Source organism: Pectobacterium sp. S5 (assembly GCF_051707265.1).
Taxonomy (GTDB): Bacteria; Pseudomonadota; Gammaproteobacteria; order Enterobacterales; family Enterobacteriaceae; genus Pectobacterium; species Pectobacterium polare.
In genome coordinates, this window is sequence record NZ_JAULSZ010000008.1 from 17,886 (window position 1) to 40,109 (window position 22,224).

Genomic DNA, 22,224 nt, shown 5'->3' on the forward strand with positions numbered 1-22,224 from the left:
AAAAGCAGAAGGTATAGTATCCGGCAGAGCCTAATGAGATACCAGAATATCTTTACGCTTCTTAAGTTTGTTTTGTTTTTAATGATATTGATTTAGCTTATCGCCAGCGTCATAACATTATCGACAGGGGACATTATGTTTAAGCATTATCAGATATTTAAGAAAAAAAGCGTTGCAGTGTTAATGGGATGTGCACTTCTGCCCGCAGCAGCGCTGTGGTCGATGGGCGCACAGGCGGTAACGGCCGTCTACGTTTCTGCTGCCACTGACGGCGCAATCGATGCCTACACACTCAACACGCAAAGCGGCGAATTAACCGCTATTGGGAAAGCAGCCGCAGGCGCGAAAGTGATGCCGATGGCTATTAGCCCCGATAAGTCTTTCCTCTATGCCGCGACGCGCGGCATTCCTTACTCGGCGGTTAGCTATAAAATCGATCCTAAAAGCGGCGTGCTGAGCCCGTTAGGCAAAGCGGAATTGCCGGACAGCATGGCCTACATCTCGACGGACCGCACGGGGAAGTGGCTGTTCAGCGCCTCGTACGGCGGTAATAAAGTCGCGGTTAATGGCATTGATAAAGACGGCAAGGTGAACGCGAGTGTCGTCACCGTGGTGCCAACAGGCGAGAAAGCACACAGTATTATTGCCGATCGCAAAAATAAGTTCGTCTTTGCCAGCAATCTGGGCAGCGACCAAATCGTACAGTTCCGGTTTGATGCGAAAACCGGCACGCTGACGCCAAATGAACCGGCAGAAATTAAGCTGCCTAAAGGAAACGGGCCGCGCCATCTGGTGTTATCACCAGATAATAAAACGCTCTATGTGAGCAATGAACTGTCCGGCAAAGTCGCGCGTCTGGCGCTGAATGAAAATACAGGGCAGCTCACGCTGTTGGACTACACGGACACCGTGCCAGCCGATGCAGGAATGCGAGCAGGAACGATTACGCCGGATAAAAATAGCACCGACAGCCGTCCGCAGATATGGAGTGCCGATTTACGTCTGACGCCAAATGGAAAATTCCTGTACGTATCGGAACGCACCAAAAGCACGATTGCGCTGCTGCGGGTAGAACCGAAAACCGGACAGCTGCAATACATCACGCGCTACCCGACAGAAACGCAGCCGCGCGGTATTCAGATCGATCCAAGTGGGAAGTTCCTGATCGCCAGCGGTGAGAAATCAACGTCACTGTCGGTGTATCGCATCAATCAGGATAACGGGGATTTAGTGCGAGTCGGGCAATATCCGACTGGAAAAGGCGCGAACTGGGTCGAAATCGTTAATCTGCCGTAATGGTCGCCCATCAATGAAAAACGCCCCTTTCACTGGAAAGGGGCGTTCGTCTACCAGTGATTATTTCGCTGCGTCGGCGGCGGTTTTCACCCAGCCGTCAAACACCTGCTGGTGGGCTTTGATCCAGCCATCAACATGGCGTTCGATATCTTTCTGTGAACCTTGGCCTTCATGCATACGCAGGTTCTGCGCATTCACATCAGCAATCGGCAGCTTCATGATAGCGAACAGTTTCGCCGCAGCCGGGTTTTTCTCGGCCCACGCTTTATTCGCGGCAATCTTCATCGTGTTGACAGGGAAGCCATAGTCAGCCCCGTTTGGCAGCTTGGTGCTGACATCCTTCATTTCACCCGGTTGAGAAGAGAAAGGTACCTGCAACCAGACTACGTCACGTCCCGGAACCAGCACATCACTCACCCAGTACGGCGTCCACGTGTAGTACAGAATCGGCTTGCCTTCTTTATAACGGGTGATGGTATCGGCAATCATCGCCGCATAGTTGCCCTGATTATGCTCTACCGTGTTGGTTAAGCCATAGGCAGGCAGGTGATGATTAATCGCCGCTTCACATCCCCAGCCCGGCGTACAGCCCGTCAGATCGGCCTTGCCGTCGCCATTGGTATCAAACAGCTTGGCGATTTTCGGATCTTTTAGCTGCGCAATATTGGTGATTTTGTATTTATCAGCCGTTTTCTTATCGATCAGATAACCCTGCGCGGCGCCGGAGACATATTCACCCTGACGGTAGAACTTCTCGTCCCCGCCAGCGGCTTTGTACTGATCGGCGTGCAGCGGATCCCAGTTCACGGCGATAAACGTCGCATCGCCGGAGGCAATTGAGGTGTAGGCCACGTTGTAGTCCACTTCACGCGGAGGTTGTACGTCATAGCCCAGCTTTTCCAACGCGCGGCTGACCAGCAGCGTCTGGAACGTTTCCTCGGAGATGGTGCTTTGCACCGGAATAACGGTGATACCTTTACCAGGTTGCGCGGTGTCTGCGGCGTAAACCTGCGTACTCAACAGGGCGGTAGTCAGGGCGGCGGCCCAAAGTTTGGTGTTACGCATCATGATTCCCTCTGTTTTTATCGTGCGTTATTGCTTGATGAAAGGACGGGTCAACAGGCCAATCGGGCCGCTGGTGTACCAGCTTTTGTTGCCCTTGCTGCGGCGATCGCGTCCCAGAGACTGCGTCAGGCGGTCAAGAATAATCGCCAGAATAACGATCCCGACGCCGCCGACGGCAGCCAGACCCATATCCAGACGACCGATACCGCGCAGTACCATCTGGCCCAGACCGCCTACGGCGATCATCGAGGCGATAACCACCATCGACAGTGCCAGCATCAGCGTTTGGTTAACACCGGCCATGATGGTCGGCATGGCAAGCGGGAGCTGAACCTTAAACAGCATCTGGCGCGGGCTGGCACCGAATGACTCGGCGGCTTCGATCAAATCGGCCGGCACCTGACGAATACCCAGAATCGTTAAGCGAATAATCGGCGGCAGGGCAAAGATTATTGTCACCACGACGCCCGGCACGTTACCGATACCGAACAGCATGACGATCGGCACCAGATAGACGAACGCGGGGGTGGTCTGCATGGCATCTAACAGCGGCCGGATAAACTTCGCCGCCCGTTCGCTACGCGCCAGCCAGATCCCCACGGGAAGCCCGATGAGTACGCAGAAGAACAGTGCAGTCAGCACCAGCGCTAACGTGATCATGGCCTGCGACCAGGCACCAATCGCACCAATCGCGATCAGAGAGAGCAGCGTCGTGATGCCCATACCTAAGCTGGACATCTGCCAGGCAATCAGCGAGAACACCAGAATGGCGATCGGCGCGGGCATTCCCAGCAGGAACTGCTGGAAGCCGCCCAGAATAAAGTCGACCGGGACGCGAACGCCCTGAGAGACCGGTCTGAAGTGCAGCACAACCCAGTCGATCCCGTGGGTGACCCAAGTGTCCAGCGGGATCAGCGTGTCTTTAAACGGATCGAGCAGGTTGAAATGCTCGGGTGTCGCAGGGGCGGCGCTGTTTAACCAGTCACTGCCGGATTGTGCAGCCTGATGAGCGGCATCGGTTGAACCATCGGGAGCCGGTGCGGTGCTCCAGGCATCGCTGCCGTTAGCTGGTGCATCCTGAGCGGGCGCGCCAGTGGACCAAGGATCGCTCTGCGTTGCGCTGTCAGGCGTCGTACCATGCTGTGCGGGTGCGTGATCGGTGGGCGCGCTCTGCGTACTGGCTGCCCACGGATCGTTTTGCTGTGCACCATTAGCCTGTTCAGGGGTTGCATCCTGATTGGCCGGCTGATTTTGTGCCGTGGTGTTGTCCCACGGATTTGATGTTGATTTACTCATTGGTCACTCCTTCCTTATCCAGTGCCTGTAGCAACATTCCTTTGGAAATGATGCCAATGTACTCATGGTTCTCGCCGATGACAGGAACGGCACAGGGAGCCTGTGCGACCTGAGAAATCAGCTCGTTGAGTGACATATCTGCGGGCACGGGAGCAGGTTCGGGCAGTAACGCCTGTTCCAGCGGCTGCTGTTCTTTCAGCGCCTGCTTCAGTGAATCAATCGAGACGACGCCAATGAAGCGTTTTCCGCCTTCTAGCACGTAACCGTAATCACGGTCTTCATCCTGAAGGATTTTCAGCGCGGAGCGTGGGCCCACGCCGGGCGTTTTACGGATTAAGGTGACCGGGCGACGGCGGGCGATATCTTTGGCACTAAATACGTGGCTGATATCGACACCGCGGAAGAAGGTGCGCACATAGTCATTGGCTGGGTTATTCAGGATTTCATCGGGAGTACCGACCTGAATGACTTCACCGCCGTGCATGATGGCAATCCGGTCACCGATGCGCATCGCTTCATCCAGATCGTGCGAGATAAAGACGATAGTGCGTTGATGACGAGACTGGAGTTTGACTAACTCATCCTGCATTTCAGTACGGATCAGCGGGTCGAGCGCGGAGAACGCCTCATCCATCAGCAGGATATCGGGGTCATTCGCTAACGCACGTGCCAGACCGACACGCTGCCGCATCCCGCCGGACAGCTCATCTGGGTAAGACGCAGCGTAGGCTTCAAGGCCAACCTGCTGCAAAGCATCCAGCGCTTTTTGCTCACGTTCCGCTTTCGGCACGCCAGCCAGCTCCATACCAAACGCGGTATTGTTGAGGATGTTCAGATGCGGCATCAGCGCAAAGGATTGGAACACCATACTGATCTTCTTGCGGCGTACGTCACGCAGCGCGGTATCGGATATCTTGGAGATATCCTCACCGTCGATCAGCACCTGACCCCGAGTGGGTTCGATCAGACGATTGAGAAGGCGTACCATGGTTGATTTGCCGGAACCGGATAATCCCATGATGACAAATATCTCGCCTTCTTCAATGGCCAGACTGGCATCTTTCACGCCGACAGTAAGCCCTGTTTTTTCAAATACCTGATCTTTGCTCAGGCCTTTATCAATCAGTTTAAATGCTCTGTCAGGATGCTCGCCAAATATCTTATAAAGATTCTTTACTTCAAGTTTAATTGCCATGAAATTATTGTTTTCCTGTGTCGTTTATAATTCTATAACGTAACCCTGATAATGATTAAACATAATCTACCCTACCATACTCAGATTCTGAGACAACCCTTGATTGCCTCAGGGATGTTTCTCACTAGGCTAATATTCGCGATAACGGCAGCACTATTATTGCTGCCTTATCTTCATGATTTATGTGATCTTTATGATTTTTTATTGGAAGGGTAATTCTTTTTATAACAGTGTGTTACCTGTTGGTTTCTACGTGTCGGATTCTCGGGGGATATAACCTTTTATGATGGTGGATAAACCGCGAGTTATAGCGAATTCCACTAATGGAATAATATGATAAATAAATCACATTTTTCGGGTTATAGACACTCAAATAGGCCGACGTAAGTACATTTTTTACTTATGATATCTGTCGGTATTTTATACAGTATAGCAAAAATATTACGGGTAAAATGATTGCGTTAATTCCCATCAATAAATGAGAGTGTTCTGAATAATATATCTGTCATATTGAGGGGGAATAAAAGCAGGGTGGCAGCGCTGATTCGATGGGATGTTTTGTGTACCGTCGTGTGTTTCTCTTTTGCCGATCGCGATCATATTATCCATGATAAAAGTATGGTTATAGTGGCTAAATATCACCCACAATGATTATCGAAAGGAGTCATCGTGTTAGATCACCTGAGCATTCCGGTGAGGGATATTGCCCGTAGCCGACAATTCTATGAAGCGGCGCTCAAGCCGTTGGGTTATCGCCTGATTAAGGACATGTCATTTGCCGTCAGCTTTGCTGTGATGGAAGGGTATGGGCAGTCAAGCGATCCCGGCGGCGAGTTCTGGATTTATCAATCGAAGGGCGAACCGTGTCCGGCGGTGCATTTTGCGTTCAGCGCCGCCTCGTGAGAGCATGTTGAGGCTTTCTTTGTCGCTGCTATGGCGGCAGGAGGCATAGATAATGGGCCGCCGGGGCTGCGCCCGCATTATCATCAGGATTATTACGCTGCATTCGTGCACGACCCTGATGGCTACAACATTGAAGCGGTGTATCACCGTCAGCCTTGAGGATGTGGGTCGGTAGATATGGTAAGAGGGGGAGAATCCCCCTTTGCTACTCGCTCATCAGGCTGACGTGGGCGGCGACAACGCGCCAGCCTTCGGGCATTTTTACCCAGGTTTGCATTTGGCGGCCGATCTTCGTGCTACCTGCGCGGGTAAACTCCGTGCTGGCGACGGCCATATCATGACCATAAGTGGTGATGACCGTATTACGCAGGGTTCTGTCCAGACCGGCAGAGGGGCGAGCGAGGCGAAAGGCGCGGATTTCCTCGATCCCGTACAGATTTTCTCCCGCACCGTAGCGCACCGTTTTTTCATCGTGCCAGAACAGTTCATCCAGCACCGCAACGTCATTACCCGTTAAGGCTTTCTCATAGCGATAGAACGCGGCGGTCACGTCGGCCAGCACATCCGGCTGGTTAATATCCTCAGGCAACATATTTTCTTTCCTCTACTGTGTAGGTGATGCCCTGCTGCTCCAGCGCCCATGCCGTCCGCAGGCAAAGATCCTCGCGCCACGGTGCGGCAATAATCTGCACGCCTATCGGCAGGCCGCTCGCGGTCGCTACCGGTACCGTCACGACGGGCAGCCCGACGAAAGAGATCGGCTGTGTCAGCATGCCCATGCTGGCGCGGACGGGCAGATCGGTATCATTAATGCGCATAGTTTCCTGCCCAATGAGCGTGGCGGAACAGGGTGTTGCCGGGGCGATCAGCAGGTCGGTGTGCTCAAACAGCGCCAGCGTCTGTTGGCGGAAATAATTACGGAAGCGCTGAGCCTGCACATACCAGGCGGCGGGGATCATCGCGCCTGCCAGCAACCGCTCACGTGATAGTGGCTCGAAGCGCTCAGGCTGCGTGCGTAAGGCTGGCAAATACTGGTTGCCCCCTTCACTGGCCGACAGAATAAAGGCGGCGCTACGTGCCAGTGTGGCATCGGCTAACGTCAGGCTGTCCTGCGCGCCCAGCGCCAGTGCGATCTGGCGGACGGCGGCGCTGGCCTCCTCACTGGCCCACGTGGAGAAATAGCCATCGAGCACCGAGTAGCGTAGTCCATCACTGCCCGCTTCCAACTGTGCAGCGGTATGCTGTGTTTCCCGCTCGGCCTGAAAACGATCGTGTTCATCGCGACCTTGTAAGGCGTCGAACACCAAGGCCAGATCGTCTGCGCTACGCGCCAGCGGGCCGATATGGTCGAGGCTGGCGACAAACGGGTGGCTGCCGTGGCGTGATAATCGACCAAACGTCGGCTTTAGCCCGAAAATGCCGCAGAGTGACGACGGCACGCGGATCGAACCATTGGTGTCGCTGCCTAGCGAGAAGTTAACCAAGCCTGCTGCGACGGCGGCTGCCGATCCGCCAGACGATCCACCCGCAATGCGCTGTGTGTCGAGCGGGTTGTGCGTGGGGCCGTAATGGCTGTTTTCGGTGGTAAAGCCGTAGGCATAGGCATCCATATTCAACATGCCGGACAGCAGCGCGCCCTGACTGGCAAGCTGGCGGATGGCAAAGGCGTCCTGTGCAGCAGGCGGTCGCTGGCTGAAAAGCTCGGCACCCGCCAACGTGGTTTCGCCACTGACGTCAAACAGGTTTTTGACGGCGTAAGGCACGCCGGCCAGTGCAGGCAAGGTTTCGCCGCGTTGGCGGCTGGCATCAATACGCTCAGCCTCTGCCAGCATGCGTTCGCCGGTGACATGGGTGTAGGCATTAATAGCGGGGTTGGCCTGCTCAATGGCGCCCAGCGCCTGCTGTGCAAGCTCTCTGGCGCAGAACGTGCCGGCCTGCAAACCTTGCTGAATCTGCCGGATAGATAATGATGAGGACGCGCTTCTGGCGTGTAAGCTCATAGCGTATAAGCTCCTAGCGTATAAACCCCGGCAATTTCCTGATGCTCATCAAGAGGAAAATCCATCAGCGGCTGTGCCATGGCGTGAATGCGGCTGAACTGAACTAATAGCTCCTGACGCCGCTCCTGACTGAGTTGCAGCGCCAGCAGCGTTTCCATGTGCTGAAGATAGGCGGCTAGCGTGTCGTTATCGATAGATGTTGTCGTCATGCGGTGTTCTCCCTGTTGAGTCATGATTAAAAACCTGCCGCGCTGCCGTTGCTGCGCGGATCGAAGGCACCTTCCAGCATGCCGTTGGTGTGCCGTACGATGGCCCCCGCGTGGCCGACCGTTTCACTAAAGCTGCTCAAGAGCTCGACGTCGTGACCGAGCTGACGTAGGGCATCCACGGTGGCGGGTTTAAAGCGATCTTCGATCTTTAGCGTATCGGAGACCTGTCCCCAGGTGCGGCCCAGCAGCCAGCGCGGGGCGGTAATCGCCTGTTGCAGCGGTAGCCCTTGCTGAACGTGACGGATAAAGATGGCCGCCTGCGTCTGCGGCTGCCCGTCTCCGCCCATCGATCCGTAGACCATGGTACGTCCGTCGGACAGGCGTGCAGCGGCAGGGTTTAAGGTATGAAACGGTTGTTTGCCCGGTTCTAGTGCCAGCAGGTGTGCCGGATCGAGGCTGAACGAAGCCCCGCGGTTTTGCCAGAGCACGCCAGTTCCCGGTAAGACCACGCCACTGCCAAACTCGTGGTAAATGCTTTGAATGAAAGAGACGCACAGGCCGCTGCTGTCACATACGCCCATCCAGACAGTGTCGCCGGGGCCTTTGCCTTCTCCCCACGGTGCGGCTTTTCGAGTATCGACCTGCCGAGCCAGCACGCCGAGCGCATCGTTTTCCAGCAGCGCCTGAACGTCCTGCGTCATCAGCTTGGGATCGGTAATGAAGCGGTCACGCAGGCCAAATGCCAGCTTGGTTGATTCGACAATGCGGTGGATCGTCTGGCTGTCGTTCAGATCTTCCATGTCTAAATGGTCGGTCAGACCGAGAATGGCGAGCGACACCAGGCCCTGCGTCGGCGGTGCGAGGTTATAGATGTCGCCTTTACTGTGCTTCAGCACCAGCGGTGTTGTCCGCTTGGCGCGGTAATGTGCCAGATCGTCAGCCGTCAGCGGCATACCGAGCTGCGCCATCTGTGCCGACAGCTTGGCAGCGACGGAGCCGCGATAAAAACTGTCCAGCCCTTCAATACTGAGTGTCGTCAGAGTATCGGCTAAATCCGACTGTGTGAAACGACTGCCCGCGCGCGGGATATTCCCCTGCGGCATAAACAGCTGGCTAAAGGCCGGACAATCGTTCAGTTCGTGATAGCGCTGAGTGAGTGCATCTTCTTGCGATTGTGTGACGGGAATGCCGTCAGCCGCATAGCGAATCGCGTCAGATAACAGACGGGCCAGCGGCATCGGTGTGTCGTCTATTTCTTGTGAATAGGTTAGTGCTTCCTGCCAGCCGCCGACGGTGCCCGCGACCGTCAGCGCCGCTTTTGGGCCACGGTGTGGAATGCGGCTTTCACCCTGATAGTACTCACGGCAGGCCAGCGACCCCGCCGCCCCACTGGCATCGATAGCAATCGGCTCACCGTGTGGCGGCACAATCAGCCAGAACCCGTCGCCGCCGATCCCGTTCATATGCGGGTAGACCACGGCAATGGTTGCCGCCGCCGCGACCATGGCTTCAATGGCGTTTCCGCCTTCACGCAGAATCGCCAACGCGCTGGCACTGGCTAAATGATGAGGTGCGACCGCCATGCCCAGCGGGGCGGTGTTGCTTTGCATCATCTCAGGATTCCTTTTTAAGTTTTATGTAGGGTAGGTTGGTTCTATTAACCCTAGCTATAAGCAAACGGCGTTCCAGTTTTTCGGTGCAGAGGAAAGTCTGTATGCGGTGCTGGAAGGGTATCTATATCATCCTGACAATCCTGTGCTATGTTCTGCGACATGAAACAAACGTTACAGCAAGCGCAACGGATGAGAGACGATGATGCAAATAGATGAACGATTACGGGATCGCTACAGCGAGCTTTCACCGCAGGAGCAGCGCGTCGCGGATTTCATCTTCGATCACTTTGACGATTTAATTAGCTACAACAGCGCCGAGCTGGCGCGGCTGAGCAGCGTCTCCAAAGCGACCGTCAGCCGGTTGTTCAAACGGCTGGGCTACCCCAGCTACCGTGACATGCGCGATGAACTCAGAACGCTGCGCCAGAGCGGAATGCCGCTGGCGGATAATCGGGATGCCGTGCAGGGGAACACGCTGCTGGCGCGGCATTACAAGCAGGAAATGGCGAATCTGACGCAGTGGATAAACCAGATTGACCCCGTGCAGTTTGGCGCAGTGATTCAGGCGCTGATGCAGGCGCAGCGCCTGTGTTTGATTGGGTTACGCAATAGCTATCCGGTGGCGCTGCACCTGCGCCAACAGCTGCTCCAGATTCGCCAACAGGTCACGCTGCTGACACAGCCGGGGCAGACGCTATCCGAAGAGCTGGTGGATCTTACTGCGCAGGATGTCGTGATTGTAGTGGCTTTTCGCCGCCGTCCGCGCCTGATTCAGCCGCTATTGGCGCAGTTGCAAAAGCGCGGCGTGCCTGTGCTGCTGCTGTGCGAACCACAGGTGAGTACGCTAATGTCGCTGGCAACCTGGTCGCTGTGCGTCCCGCTGGACAGCGTCTCGGCGTTTGACAGCTATTCATCTGCCATGAGTTTAGTGAACGTGATCAGCAATGCGTTGCTGCATGAAATGCTGCGTGACGGACGCCAACGCATCCACCAGATCGTGGATCTTTATGGTGAATTGGATGAGCTTGAGCAACGCTAATGGTGCGTTGGGATGGTGCTGTTGCACGTTAATGGTGCATTTAACTGATGTGCTATATAGCCAGGAAGCTCGTTTCGGGCGTGATAGCTCTGGATTATTTTTGTGACGCAGCGCTGTGGATTGTTTCTCGTTGTTATCTGTTCATCGGCGTAAAAAATTATGATGAGAAACGTGGGGCATCCCGAATGAGCAGCATGGACGCTGCGAAAGCCTGTGCCGCGTCGGGAGCGCGTCACAGGCGGTTCGACAGGATGACTCGCGTTTCGAATGCACCGCGTAGCGGCATAATTCACGCCGAAAGCCAGGGTTCGTAGGGCTGCGGCGACTGAGCAGCCCTACGTCGGGCGTGGTGCATGAGTTGCATAAATTATCTTTCTGCAATCACGCACGAAATTTTTCACTGATATTACATATCCATAGCGCTATCCCATATTTTAGAAAAACTCTCTGACTCCTCATGTTATTTCCTCATAACCAACAGCACAAAAAGCGCAAAGGTAATCTGGCATGCTCCTTGCTTAATATCTGCAACGATGGTTTCAATTTTTGTTTTTAAAGAATCTTTCGTTTCAATTATACTAACCGGGGGCAGAGACGATGTTGATCAATAAACTGGGCATCAAAAAAGGGTTACTGGCGGTGATGGGCGCGGCAATGTTACTGGTTCAAGCTGGTAGCGCGATGGCCGATCAGTTGCAGGATATCGAGAAGCGCGGTGTGCTGCGCGTCGCTGTCCCGCAGGATTTCCCGCCGTTTGGATCGGTAGGAACGGATCTGCAACCGCAGGGGTATGACATCGATATCGCTCGCTATCTGGCGAAAGAGATGAAACTAAAGTTGCAGCTGGTTCCGGTAACCAGCGCCAACCGCGTGCCGTATCTGCAAACTAACAAAGTTGATCTGGTGATCTCCAGTCTGGGCAAAAATGCCGAGCGTGAAAAGGTGATCGATTTCAGCCGCGCCTACGCGCCGTTTTTCCTCGGCGTATTTGGGCCGAAAGACAGCACGCTGACATCATCAGAAGCGCTGGAAGGCAAAAGCATCGGCGTCACGCGCGGTGCGGTAGAAGACATGGTGCTGACGGATATCGCGCCGAAGGCCGCACAGATTCGACGCTACGAAGATAACAACACCACGCTGTCGGCGTACCTGTCCGGGCAGGTGGAATATGTTGCAACGGGCAACCTGGTTGTGGCTGCTATCGCCGAGCAGAACCCGACGAAAGCACCAGTGGCGAAATTTATGCTGAAAGATTCGCCGTGCTACATCGGGCTGAAAAAAGATGAGCCTGCGCTGAAAGCGAAAGTCGATGCGTTGATCGAGCAGGCGCTGAAAGACAATACGCTCAATACCCTGTCGGAAAAATGGCTGAAAGCGCCGCTGCCGGCCAGCATCAAGGCTTAACGGGAGCACGCCATGACCTATCAGCTTAATTTTTCCGCGCTGTTTCCGTTCTGGCCTGAGTTGCTGGAGGGGTTGTGGGTCACCATTGAACTGACGGTCATGGCAACCCTCGGCGGCATTACTATCGGCATCTGTGGTGCGGCCTTGCGCAGCGGCAAGCCCACCCTGCTGAGTCGGCTATGGGGCGTCTACGTCGAACTGATCCGCAATACGCCGTTTGTGGTTCAGCTGTTCTTCATCGTTTTCGGCTTGCCGAGCCTGGGCTTGAAGCTCACAGCGGGAGAGGCCGCGCTGTTGGCGATGTTGATTAATCTGGGGGCATACAGCACCGAGATTATTCGCGCGGGGATTCAGGTGACGCCGAAAGGCCAGTGGGAAGCCGCCCGCGTGCTGGGGCTGACGTGGATGCAAACTTTCCTGCGTGTGATTCTGCCGCCCGCGCTCCAGCGGATTTATCCGGCGCTGGTCAGCCAGTGCATCATCGTCATGCTGGGATCGTCGGTGGTGTCGCAGGTGTCTTACGAGGAACTGACCTTTGCTGCCAACCTGATTCAGTCCCGTACGTTTTTGAGCTTTGAAGTGTATCTGGCAACCACGCTGTGTTACCTGATGCTGTCTGTTCTGATGCGACAACTCTTACTGCTGGCGGGTCGGCGCTTTCTGGGGAATCAGTCATGATGACATTTACCGACTGGGATATTGTGCGCAACCTGCTGTTGGCGGCACGTTGGACGCTACTGCTGTCGCTGACGGCTTTCATCGGTGGCGCGATAGTGACCTTTCCGCTGATGCTGCTGCGGCTGACTAAACGCAAATGGCCGACGCGTCTTGTCCATCTGTATTCCGAGCTGTTTCAGGGCACGCCGCTGCTGATGCAGCTGTTTCTCGCCTTTTTTGGGCTGGCGCTGTTCGGCATTGATGTGAGCCCGTGGACGGCGGCGGCACTGGCGCTGACGCTCTTTACCAGCGCCTTTCTGGTGGATATCTGGTGCGGCAGCGTGGAAGCCTTGCCGAAAGGGCAGTGGGAGGCGTCGCGCTGCCTCGGGCTGGATTTTGGCCAGACGCTCTATCGGGTGATTGCGCCGCAGGCGATGCGTATCGCCATCGCCCCTACCGTGGGGTTCTCCGTGCAGGTAATTAAAGGTACCGCGCTGGCGTCGATCATCGGGTTTATCGAACTGACCAAAGCGGGAACCATGTTGAATAACGTGACCTATCAGCCGTTTAAAGTGTTTGGATTGGTGGCGCTGGGCTATTTCCTGATGTGCTATCCGCTCTCTTACTACAGCCGCTATCTGGAGAAGAAATTCAATGCCGCTCATCACCATTAATCAGGTTCAAAAATATTATGGCCAGAACCACGTTCTGAAAGGCGTGGATCTGGATATCGAAATGGGTGAGGTCATTTCGATCATCGGGCGCAGCGGCTCCGGTAAGAGCACGCTTTTGCGCTGCATGAACGGTCTGGAAGGCTATCAGGACGGCAGTATCAAGCTGGGAGGAATGACGGTCACCGACAGAGATTCACAAGCGCGAGAAATCAGCCGCTCGGTCGGGATGGTGTTCCAGAACTTCAATCTGTTTCCGCACATGACGGCGTTGGAAAACGTGATGTTGGCGCCGCGCCGCGTGCTGGGTAAAAGCGCGGCGGAGTGCCGTGAGCTGGGCGAGCGAGTGTTGAAAAAGGTGGGGCTGGGTGAGCGCCTTCACTATTACCCAGCCAACCTGTCGGGCGGCCAGCAGCAACGCGTCGCGATTGCCCGTGCGCTGGCGATGAACCCGAAAGTCCTGCTGTGCGATGAAATTACCTCGGCGCTCGATCCTGAGTTAGTCGGCGAAGTGCTGAAAGTGCTGGAACAACTGGCCGCAGAAGGCATGACGCTGATTCTGGTGACGCATGAAATGAATTTTGCCCGTGAAGTGGGCGACCGCGTGGTGTTTATGCATCAGGGCACGGTCTGGGAACAGGGCGACAGCAAAACGCTGTTCGCTAACCCGCAGACCCGCGAACTGAAACAGTTCATCGCCTCGGTCCGAGGACTATCGGAAGCGTAAGGCTTCTCTCTCTTTTGAGCTAATCACGCACGGAAACGTGCATCAAATCATTCGATTAGCAGACCAGTAACGTAAGAATCTGGAGCACATAACCATGAACAGCGAACTGTACGCGCAAATCAATCCCCCTCATCGCCTGTTGATGGGGCCGGGACCGATCAATGCCGATCCGCGCGTATTACGGGCAATGGCTAGCCAACTGGTGGGTCAGTATGACCCTGCGATGACCAACTACATGAATCAGGTCATGGAGCTCTATCGTCAGCTTTTCCGCACGGAAAACCGCTGGACGATGCTGGTAGACGGCACCTCGCGCGCGGGCATTGAGGCGATTTTGCTGTCGGCGATCCGCCCCGGCGATAAGGTGCTGGTGCCGGTGTTTGGTCGTTTTGGTCATCTGCTGTGCGAGATTGCCCGCCGCTGTCGTGCTGATGTTCATACCATCGAAGTGCCGTGGGGCGAGGTGTTCTCGCCAGATCAGATCGAAGATGCGATCAAAACGGTACGCCCGCGTTTACTGCTGACGGTGCAGGGCGATACGTCGACCACCATGCTGCAACCGCTGGAGGAACTGGGCGAGATCTGCCGCTGTCACGACGTACTGTTCTATACCGATGCCACGGCGTCTTTTGGCGGCAACCCGCTGGAAACGGATAAATGGGGACTGGATGCGGTTTCCGCCGGATTGCAGAAGTGTCTCGGCGGGCCGTCTGGCAGCTCACCGATCACGCTCAGTCCGCAGATGGAAGCGGTGATCCGCCGTCGTAAATGTATTGAGCAGGGGATCCGAACGGACGCCCATCAAGACGGCGACGACGAGATGATCTATTCCAACTATTTCGATCTGGGCATGGTGATGGATTACTGGGGGCCGGAGCGCCTGAACCACCATACTGAGGCAACGAGCATGCTGTTTGCCGCACGCGAGTGTGCCCGAACGATCCTCGAAGAAGGGCTGGATCGCAGCATTGCCCGTCATGCGCTGCATGGTAGTGCGCTGGTGGCGGGGATTCAGGGAATGGGGCTGGACACCTTTGGCTCGCTGACCCACAAAATGAATAACGTACTGGGCGTGGTGATCCCTGATGGCGTTCACGGTGAGCAGGTGCGTAAGCTGCTGCTGGAAGACTTCGCCATTGAGATCGGCACGTCCTTTGGCCCGCTTCAGGGCAAGATCTGGCGCATCGGGACGATGGGTTACAACGCACGTAAAGACTGCGTGATGCAAACGCTGACGGCGCTGGAGGCGGTGCTGAATCGCCTTGGTTTCCGCACCGTGCAGGGCGAGGCTTTGCAGGCCGCCTGGAATTGCTACGCGGCAGATGAGGGACGTGCATGAGTGAAATGTTGATGTTGCCCGCTGCCGCACAGGCCGCCGCTGAGCAGATTATGTCGCGCTGCGATGTGCTGGCTGAAATCAGCGAAACGCCCGGCCAACTGACCCGCGTTTATCTGTCGCTGGAGCACCTGCGTGCCAATGCGCAGGTGGGAGAATGGATGCGCGAAGCGGGCATGAACGTTTGGCAGGATAGCGTGGGTAACATTTGTGGCCGCTATGAAGGATTAACACCGGATGCGCCAGCGCTGTTGCTGGGTTCGCATTTGGATACGGTGCGCAATGCCGGACGATATGACGGCATGCTGGGCGTATTGACGGCGATTGAAGTGGTGCGCGCATTCCATCGGCAGGGGATGCGTTTGCCCGTGGCGCTGGAAATCATCGGCTTCGGCGATGAGGAAGGCACGCGGTTTGGCATTACGCTACTGGGTAGTCGGGGGATAACGGGTACCTGGCCGGAGAACTGGCTGGAGTGTCAGGATGCCGAAGGCACCAGTGTGGCGCAGGCGTTGACCATTGCGGGACTGGATCCGCTTGAGGTGGCACTGGCGGCACGTCCGGTCAGCGATATCACCGCCTATCTGGAATTGCACATCGAACAAGGGCCGTGTCTGGAGCAGCAGGATCTGGCGCTGGGCGTGGTCACCGCGATCAACGGGGCGCGGCGGCTTAACTGCACGTTCCTCGGGCTGGCGGGTCATGCGGGCACGGTACCGATGACGCAGCGGCAGGATGCGCTGGCGGCAGCAGCCGACTGGATGGCGCAGGCAGAGCGGATCACACGGGAAAGCGATCCTCATCTGGTCGCCACGTTTGGCACATTGCAGTGCTTACCGGGTGCGGCGAACGTCATTCCCGGTGAGGTGAAGATGACGCTGGATATTCGCGGGCCGGAAGATGCGCCGCTGGATGCGTTGCTACAAAAACTCCTGACGCTGGGACAGGCTATCGCACACCAGCGCGGCTGCCAGTTCAGCGCCGAAGAGTATTATCGTATTGCGGCAACCCGCTGCGATCCCGCGTTGCAGTCGGTATTAAACGACGCGGTGACGCAGGTACAGGGGAAAACGCTGATGCTGCCAAGCGGCGCGGGGCACGATGCGATTGCCATCGCCGAACGCTGGCCGGTCGCGATGCTGTTTGTCCGCTGCCGCGGTGGCATCAGCCACCATCCTGATGAGTCTGTTACCACGGCAGATGTGGCGCTGGCGCTACAGGCGTTCTATCAGGCGGTGTTCTACCACGCCTCTGCACAGTAACGACAGCGACATCATTACAACTACAGCAATTACAGCTACAGCGTAAAGCGGTCGGCATCACGCCAGGCAGGGAAGGATTCCCGGTAGCTTTGCAGTGCTTCCAGCGACAGCTCGGCGTCCAGACGGGCGGGCTGGTTGGGAGCGGCAGAGGCCAGAATTTCCCCTTGCGCATTAATAATCAGGCTGTCACCACGGTAGCTGTGGCCGTTGCCGTCGGTACCGACGCGGTTGCAGCCTGCAACGTAGGCCTGATTCTCAATGGCACGCGCCGCCAGCAGCGTCTGCCAGTGTGCGGCTCGTGGCGCTGGCCAGTTGGCGACATACAGCGCCAGATCGTAGTCCTGCCGATTGCGTGACCAGACCGGGAAACGCAGGTCGTAGCAGATCATCGGGCAGATGCGCCAGCCGCGCCACTCAAGGGTGACCCGTTCCGTGCCTGCCTGATAGTGGTGGTGTTCGTCCGCCATGCGGAACAGGTGGCGTTTATCGTAGTGATGCACCTCGCCGTGCGGATCGACCAGCAGGAACCGGTTCACCGCACCTTTCGGCGTATTTACCGCGACGCTACCGCCGATCAGCGCATTCGTCTTCTGCGCCCACTGGTGCAGCCACGCCTCTACAACCGACTGATCCAGACTGCCTTTGGCGGCTTCCATCGCAAAGCCAGTGGTGAACATCTCCGGCAGGACAATCACATCACGCCCGCTTATCTCCGCTAATAAGGTATCGAAGTGGCGCAGGTTAGCTTCCCCATCGCGCCAGACCAGCGGCTGTTGTAGCAATGAAATCTTTAAAGTCGACATAAACGCTCCGCAGCGGCATCCAACGTTGCTTCCTGTTTAGCAAAGCATAGTCGAATCAACGTATGTGGGAACGGATCGGCGCAAAAGACGGACAGCGGAATGGCCGCGACGCCAACGTGTTCGGTCAGCCAGCGGCAGAAGCTGACATCGTCCAGATCGGAAATCGCCCGATAGTCCGCCAGCAGGAAGTAGGTGCCTTCACAGGGCAGAATGTCAAAACGGCTGCCTGCCAGCGCCTTGATGAAACGATCGCGGCGTGCGCGATAAAAATCGGGCAGTTCGCGCCAGTGTTGCGGCTGTTCACGCAGCATGTCGGCAATGGTGAACTGCGCGGGCGTGTTCACGGAGAACGTCAGATACTGGTGAACCTTACGCACTTCCGCACTCAAGGCCGCTGGTGCGACGCAGTAGCCGACTTTCCAGCCGGTCATGTGGAAGGTTTTGCCAAACGATGAAACGGCAATCGCGCGTTGGCGCAGCGATGGGTGGGCCAGCACGCTGGCGTGTCCTTCACTGTCGAAACAGATGTGCTCGTAGACTTCATCGCTCAGCACAAAGATGTTACGTGCGGCAATCGCCTGCCACAGTTGCTCAAAATCCGCCTTCTGCCAGACGGTGGCGGACGGGTTGTGCGGCGTATTCAGGATGACCAAACGAGTGCGGTCGCTCAGCAGGTCAGCAAAATGCGACCAGTCCACGCGAAACGCAGGCGGCTGCAAGGCGATGCGCTTGAGTATGCCGCCAGCCAACGTCACAGCGGGCGCATAGCTGTCATAGCTGGGATCGAAACAAATCACTTCGTCGCCGGGGCGAACCAGCGCCGCAATGGCGGCAAACAGCGCTTCGGTTGCGCCTGCCGTGACGGTCACTTCGCTGTCGGCATCCGGCTGCCAGCCGTACAGTTCTTCCGTTTTTTCGGCAATCGCCTGACGCAGCGGCGCAACGCCAGTCATTGGCGCATATTGGTTGGCGCCCTGACTCACGTGATACGCCAGCCGCTGTTGTAAATAGTCCGGGCCGTCAAAATCAGGGAAACCTTGTGATAGATTGATGGCCTGATGCTGTTGGGCCAGCGCACTCATCTGGGTAAAAATGGTGGTGCCCAGCGAAGGCAGTTTACTGTCGGGGATCAGAGCGGCGCTCATAGCGGGGTGGAACTCCTGCAAGCCTGTATTGCTTGGTAATATAACATGCTGTTAGTATTTGGCAATCAAGACGCTTGGACGTTTAAACGGCTAAATGCTTTTATGTACTAAGCCATAACAAAAGCATCTAAATCGCCAAAAAGCATCCAGAAAAGTAGCGAGAAAAATGGACCAAAAACGGGAAGCCTCATGACTGAAAATCAACAATTGACGGCGCTGCTTGCGGCCTGCCACTGGATAGGTGAAAAGGGCTGGTGTCCGGCGACGGGTGGCAATATGTCCGTGCGCCTTGATGAAGCGCAGTGCCTGATTACCGAATCGGGTAAAGACAAAGGCAGCCTTCAGGCAGAGGATTTCCTGCTGGTGGAGATTGCCACTAACCATGTGCCGAGCGGCCGCACGCCGTCGGCGGAAACGGGGCTGCATACGCTGTTGTATCGCCGCGAGCCGACTATTGGCGCGGTGCTGCACACGCACTCGGTAAACGCCACGGTGCTGTCTCGGGTAGAGAAGGGCGCTGAACTGGTGCTGCACGGCTACGAAATGCAAAAGTCGCTGGCGGGGCAGACCACCCATTTGGATCGCGTGGCGATCCCTATTTTCGATAACGATCAGGATATTCCGGCGCTGGCGCAGCGGGTAACCGAGTACGCCAGCCACACGCCGCTTCGCTACGGCTTTCTGGTGCGCGGCCACGGCCTTTACTGCTGGGGCGCGACGGTGAAAGAAGCGCGTCGCCATCTGGAAGGGCTAGAGTTCCTGTTCCAATGCGAATTGCAACGGCGACTGCTGGAGGCGAAAGCATGATTAACGCGATTGTGACGGATATTGAAGGCACCACCAGCGATATCCGTTTTGTTCACAGCGTGCTGTTTCCTTATGCCCGCGAACGTCTGGCCGACACCGTTCGGCAGCACGGTAGCGATCCTGAGATCGCGCAGGCACTGGACGCGCTGCGTCAGGAGCTAGGTCAGCCCGATGCGGATAGCGAGACGCTGATTACCGCGCTGAACCAGTTTATGGATGAAGATCGTAAATCCACCGCGCTGAAGCAGCTGCAAGGCATTATCTGGCGTGCGGGCTACCATAACGGCGATTTTCAGGGGCATCTGTATCCTGAAGTGGCTGCGCAGCTCGCCGCATGGCAGCAGCAGGGCCTGCGCCTGTATGTGTACTCGTCAGGCTCGGTGGAAGCGCAGCAGTTGCTGTTCGGCTATAGCAACGCCGGCGATCTGCGCCCGCTGTTCAGCGACTATTTTGATACCCGCGTCGGTGCGAAGCGGGAGACCGATTCTTATCGCACGATTGCGCAAGCCATCGGGCTACCGGCGGAGCAACTGTTGTTCCTGTCGGACATTCGTCAGGAATTGGATGCCGCGCAGGATGCCGGTTGGCACACCTGCCAACTTATTCGTGATGATGCGGATAGCGTAAGCCGTCACCGTCAGGTGGCACGTTTTGACCAGATCGACTTACCGGAGTACGCCCAATGAGTGGATTAACCATTTTTAGCGACAGCGATGCAAGCCAGCCGATTTGGCAAAGTCAGGATGCCGAGGCGATTCAGAAACAGCTGAACGAGATCGGCGTACGTTTTGAACGCTGGGAAGCCAGCCAGAAGCTGAGCGATGCACCGTCGTCTGAGGAAGTGCTGTCGGCCTATCAGCATGAAATCGACAAGCTGGTGGCAGAAAAAGGCTATCAGAGCTGGGACGTCATCAGCATGCGTTCCGATAATCCGCAGCGTGCGGAACTACGCACCAAATTTTTATCCGAGCATGTCCACCATGAAGACGAAGTACGCTTTTTCGTCGAAGGCGCGGGACTGTTCTGTTTGCACCTGAACGGCAAGATTTACCAGATCCTATGTGAGAAGAACGATCTGCTGTCCGTACCCGCTGGCACGGCGCACTGGTTTGATATGGGGCCGGAACCGCACTTCACCGCCATCCGCCTGTTCGATAACCCGGAAGGCTGGATCGCGCATTTTACCGGCGATAAGATCGCGGATGCGTATCCAAAGTTGGAGCGCTAGCGCGCTCGGTTGGTGTAGAACCTTTTTCCAGCCTTTACCTGTCTCTTAGTCACATTTTTTATGCGGACTGAGAGACGGTTTCGTGCGCGATAATTCCGTTATTTTCATGCTACCTTGTAGCACGCGCCCGACCCAGGGCGGCTCAATCGCCGTCGCCCTGGGAACCCTGGCTTTCGGCGGGAAATTATGCCGCTGACGCGATACCTTCGTCGGTACCTGGCTTAACGGACCGCTTGCGACACGTTTACTCGTCCCATAAATGGGACTCGCCCTTCGGGCCAGCACTAGTGCTGTTCAAAAACGTCACTGACGTTTTTGTCATACGTGGCGCAAGCTTTCGCCGCGTCCGTGCGGCTCATCCGAAGCCCGCTATCTCCTCAGCATAATTTTTTACGCCGGATAACGGCAAAATCCGAGATACCTCTGTATTGGTGTATCAAGGATTTCTTCATAGGGAAGTGCCGAGGTGATTCTCTACCCAAAAATATCAACATTACCTTTGGTTATTTCAACGCTGTCTGAAATATCCCTTCTTTCACGTCCTGTGGCGTGACCACGCCGGTGTCGAGTACCCAGCCGCTGATTAATTCGGCGGGAGTGACGTCAAACGCTGGGTTGTAGACCGCGGCGTTCTGCGGTGCCCATTGGCAGTGGCCGAAGCTGCCGGAAACGCCAGTGACTTCGGTGGCGGCGCGCTGTTCGATAGGGATTGCTCGACCGTCCGGGCACGCAGGATCGTGCGTGGTGTGCGGTGCCGCGACGTAAAACGGAATCTGATGATAGTGCGCCAGTACCGCGAGGCTGTAAGTGCCGATCTTATTAGCGACGTCGCCGTTGGCGGCAATGCGGTCTGCGCCGACCCAAATCGCATCGACCTGACCCTGCGCCATCAGGCTGGCGGCCATCGAATCACAGATGAGCTGATAAGGAATGCCTAGCTCACCCAGTTCCCAGGCCGTGAGGCGTCCGCCCTGCAAGAGCGGGCGCGTTTCATCGACCCACACTTGCGAGACTTTTCCTTGTTGGTGCGCACGCAGTAGCACGCCAATAGCGGTGCCGATACCTGCCGTTGCCAGTCCGCCAGTGTTGCAGTGGGTCAGCAGGCGGCTGTTTGGCTTCACCAGCGCTACGCCGCGATCGGCAATGCGTTCACACAGGGCGCGATCTTCTTCTACCAGACGCAGAGCTTCCCGTACCAGTGCATCGACAAACTGCGGCTGTGCCAGCACCAGCTTCATGCGATCCAAATTGTTCATCAGGTTCACGGCGGTAGGGCGTGATGCCCGCAACGTCTCCAGCGCCAGCGCCAGTTCAGTCTGCGATAACCCTTTCTCCGCCAGTAGCGCGAGTAGCAGGCTGGCGGATAGGCCAATCAGCGGTGCGCCGCGTACTCGCAGCGTCTGAATATGCTCAACCAGTGAGGCGACATCTGGGCAAGGGCTCCAGCGTTTTTCTTGCGGTAGCGCCTGCTGGTCGAGGATCCACAGTTGGTTATCAACGATTTTTAGGCTAGTTGTGTTAAGTGTCTGCATAGGTCGTTAAATCCATGTTGCATCGATATTCTTATT

General features: G+C 56.2%; 21 protein-coding genes and 1 pseudogene. 12 read left to right on the top strand and 10 right to left on the bottom strand.

Annotated elements, in window-relative coordinates:
- Positions 1-135 precede the first annotated feature (135 nt).
- Positions 136-1,296, top strand: coding sequence for a lactonase family protein (locus tag QWJ20_RS20485; RefSeq protein ID WP_174870349.1), 1,161 nt, complete (start codon positions 136-138; stop codon positions 1,294-1,296).
- Between the two features lie 60 nt (positions 1,297-1,356).
- Here the strand turns inward: QWJ20_RS20485 and proX are convergent, their stop codons facing one another.
- The 3 genes from proX to proV are packed head-to-tail and all read right to left on the bottom strand — an operon-like array spanning position 1,357 to position 4,852.
- Positions 1,357-2,361: a glycine betaine/L-proline ABC transporter substrate-binding protein ProX gene (proX, locus tag QWJ20_RS20490; protein ID WP_433993379.1), complete on the bottom strand. Its 1,005-nt coding sequence runs from the start codon at positions 2,359-2,361 to the stop codon at positions 1,357-1,359.
- Between the two features lie 27 nt (positions 2,362-2,388).
- Positions 2,389-3,657 (bottom strand): glycine betaine/L-proline ABC transporter permease ProW, encoded by a 1,269-nt coding sequence (gene proW / locus QWJ20_RS20495; RefSeq protein ID WP_433993344.1) that lies wholly within the window; start codon positions 3,655-3,657, stop codon positions 2,389-2,391.
- A complete protein-coding gene (gene proV, locus QWJ20_RS20500; protein ID WP_095700405.1) occupies positions 3,650-4,852 on the bottom strand; it encodes a glycine betaine/L-proline ABC transporter ATP-binding protein ProV in 1,203 nt (400 codons plus the stop codon). The genes proW and proV overlap by 8 nt, the downstream gene beginning before the upstream one ends.
- Before the next feature lie 669 nt (positions 4,853-5,521).
- Here proV and QWJ20_RS20505 point away from each other — a divergent pair.
- Positions 5,522-5,914, top strand: a pseudogene (locus QWJ20_RS20505) (VOC family protein).
- Positions 5,915-5,960: 46 nt separating this feature from the next.
- Here the strand turns inward: QWJ20_RS20505 and hpxZ are convergent.
- Genes hpxZ through QWJ20_RS20525 form a run of 4 tightly spaced genes read right to left on the bottom strand, consistent with a single transcriptional unit; the run spans position 5,961 to position 9,577 of the window.
- Positions 5,961-6,347: an oxalurate catabolism protein HpxZ gene (hpxZ, locus tag QWJ20_RS20510; RefSeq protein ID WP_014916430.1), complete on the bottom strand. Its 387-nt coding sequence runs from the start codon at positions 6,345-6,347 to the stop codon at positions 5,961-5,963.
- A complete protein-coding gene (locus QWJ20_RS20515) occupies positions 6,337-7,755 on the bottom strand; it encodes an AtzE family amidohydrolase (RefSeq protein ID WP_174870352.1) in 1,419 nt (472 codons plus the stop codon). Before QWJ20_RS20515 ends, hpxZ begins: the two co-directional genes overlap by 11 nt.
- Positions 7,752-7,964, bottom strand: coding sequence for an oxalurate catabolism protein HpxX (hpxX, locus tag QWJ20_RS20520; RefSeq protein ID WP_120358410.1), 213 nt, complete (start codon positions 7,962-7,964; stop codon positions 7,752-7,754). The genes QWJ20_RS20515 and hpxX overlap by 4 nt, the downstream gene beginning before the upstream one ends.
- A gap of 26 nt (positions 7,965-7,990) precedes the next feature.
- Entirely contained in the window at positions 7,991-9,577 is a 1,587-nt protein-coding gene (locus QWJ20_RS20525) for a gamma-glutamyltransferase family protein (protein WP_039513960.1), read from the bottom strand.
- 199 nt (positions 9,578-9,776) lie between these two features.
- On the opposite strand from QWJ20_RS20525, the gene QWJ20_RS20530 reads away from it, so the two are divergent.
- The 7 genes from QWJ20_RS20530 (at position 9,777) to hpxK (ending at position 16,673) form a co-directional block, all read left to right on the top strand.
- Positions 9,777-10,616, top strand: coding sequence for a MurR/RpiR family transcriptional regulator (locus QWJ20_RS20530; RefSeq protein ID WP_095992736.1), 840 nt, complete (start codon positions 9,777-9,779; stop codon positions 10,614-10,616).
- Between the two features lie 597 nt (positions 10,617-11,213).
- Entirely contained in the window at positions 11,214-12,020 is an 807-nt protein-coding gene (locus tag QWJ20_RS20535; protein ID WP_095700398.1) for a transporter substrate-binding domain-containing protein, read from the top strand.
- 12 nt (positions 12,021-12,032) lie between these two features.
- Entirely contained in the window at positions 12,033-12,698 is a 666-nt protein-coding gene (locus tag QWJ20_RS20540; RefSeq protein ID WP_174866663.1) for an amino acid ABC transporter permease, read from the top strand.
- A complete protein-coding gene (locus QWJ20_RS20545; RefSeq protein WP_029368898.1) occupies positions 12,698-13,351 on the top strand; it encodes an amino acid ABC transporter permease in 654 nt (217 codons plus the stop codon). The genes QWJ20_RS20540 and QWJ20_RS20545 overlap by 1 nt, the downstream gene beginning before the upstream one ends.
- The gene (locus QWJ20_RS20550; protein WP_014916424.1) at positions 13,332-14,075 is read left to right on the top strand and encodes an amino acid ABC transporter ATP-binding protein; all 744 of its coding nucleotides are present in this window, start codon (positions 13,332-13,334) and stop codon (positions 14,073-14,075) included. The genes QWJ20_RS20545 and QWJ20_RS20550 overlap by 20 nt, the downstream gene beginning before the upstream one ends.
- A gap of 94 nt (positions 14,076-14,169) precedes the next feature.
- Positions 14,170-15,414, top strand: coding sequence for a pyridoxal-phosphate-dependent aminotransferase family protein (locus QWJ20_RS20555; RefSeq protein WP_433993345.1), 1,245 nt, complete (start codon positions 14,170-14,172; stop codon positions 15,412-15,414).
- A complete protein-coding gene (gene hpxK / locus QWJ20_RS20560) occupies positions 15,411-16,673 on the top strand; it encodes an allantoate amidohydrolase (RefSeq protein ID WP_433993346.1) in 1,263 nt (420 codons plus the stop codon). Before QWJ20_RS20555 ends, hpxK begins: the two co-directional genes overlap by 4 nt.
- Positions 16,674-16,708: 35 nt before the next feature.
- On the opposite strand, the gene QWJ20_RS20565 is transcribed toward hpxK, so the two are convergent.
- Together QWJ20_RS20565 and QWJ20_RS20570 are read right to left on the bottom strand one after the other, a co-directional pair.
- On the bottom strand, positions 16,709-17,476 hold the full coding sequence (locus tag QWJ20_RS20565) for an amidohydrolase (RefSeq protein WP_205545083.1): 768 nt from the start codon (positions 17,474-17,476) through the stop codon (positions 16,709-16,711).
- Positions 17,464-18,621: a pyridoxal phosphate-dependent aminotransferase gene (locus tag QWJ20_RS20570; protein ID WP_433993347.1), complete on the bottom strand. Its 1,158-nt coding sequence runs from the start codon at positions 18,619-18,621 to the stop codon at positions 17,464-17,466. Before QWJ20_RS20570 ends, QWJ20_RS20565 begins: the two co-directional genes overlap by 13 nt.
- A gap of 189 nt (positions 18,622-18,810) precedes the next feature.
- Here QWJ20_RS20570 and QWJ20_RS20575 point away from each other — a divergent pair, with 189 nt between their 5' ends.
- From QWJ20_RS20575 to QWJ20_RS20585, 3 genes are read left to right on the top strand one after another with little or no spacing between them, the layout of a single operon-like run.
- Entirely contained in the window at positions 18,811-19,428 is a 618-nt protein-coding gene (locus QWJ20_RS20575) for a methylthioribulose 1-phosphate dehydratase (protein WP_010306952.1), read from the top strand.
- Positions 19,425-20,114: an acireductone synthase gene (gene mtnC / locus QWJ20_RS20580; protein ID WP_433993348.1), complete on the top strand. Its 690-nt coding sequence runs from the start codon at positions 19,425-19,427 to the stop codon at positions 20,112-20,114. The genes QWJ20_RS20575 and mtnC overlap by 4 nt, the downstream gene beginning before the upstream one ends.
- Complete coding sequence (locus QWJ20_RS20585; RefSeq protein WP_095700391.1) at positions 20,111-20,656, top strand: 1,2-dihydroxy-3-keto-5-methylthiopentene dioxygenase; 546 nt, start codon at positions 20,111-20,113, stop codon at positions 20,654-20,656. Before mtnC ends, QWJ20_RS20585 begins: the two co-directional genes overlap by 4 nt.
- A 503-nt stretch (positions 20,657-21,159) precedes the next feature.
- On the opposite strand, the gene mtnA is transcribed toward QWJ20_RS20585, so the two are convergent.
- Positions 21,160-22,188 (bottom strand): S-methyl-5-thioribose-1-phosphate isomerase, encoded by a 1,029-nt coding sequence (gene mtnA / locus QWJ20_RS20590; RefSeq protein ID WP_433993349.1) that lies wholly within the window; start codon positions 22,186-22,188, stop codon positions 21,160-21,162.
- Positions 22,189-22,224 lie beyond the last annotated feature (36 nt).